Origin of the sequence: Pseudomonas sp. ICMP22404 (assembly GCF_006227205.1) — a bacterium.
Lineage (GTDB): Bacteria > Pseudomonadota > Gammaproteobacteria > Pseudomonadales > Pseudomonadaceae > Aquipseudomonas.
Window position 1 is genome coordinate 1 of the sequence record NZ_VCNG01000078.1, and the last position, 392, is coordinate 392.

Sequence of the window (392 nt, forward strand, 5' to 3'; positions counted from 1 at the left end):
TCGACGTTTGCAGCCAGGATGGTGCCGCTCGGATTGATCACCGACACACGGACTTCATCGTTGCCACCACCGGCCTGCTCGATGATGGTGGGTGTGTACCCCATGCCGATGTTGTAGATGTCGTCGCCGCCTCCCCCTTCCAACCGTACCCCTGTGACTATGGTGTACGGGCCGGCGGAAAGGACGTCGTTGAAGGCCGAGCCTATGACAGCTTCGATACCCGTTAAAATGCTGCCTTCTGCATCTCCACCCGTTCCTGCGGTTCCCGTCCCGAGACGGACATTAACGTTTACCCCGGCAGTCGAGCCCGAATAGTCGACTGTGTCGACACCGGCGCCACCGTCGAAATCCATACCACTACCATCGCCAACGAACGTATCGTTGAAATTCGA

At 58.2% G+C, this 392-nt stretch carries 1 pseudogene; it reads right to left on the minus strand.

What is annotated here, in order from left to right:
• A pseudogene (locus tag FGE05_RS29730) lies at positions 1-353 on the minus strand (calcium-binding protein); the annotation flags it as partial.
• Between the last annotated feature and the right edge of the window lie 39 nt (positions 354-392).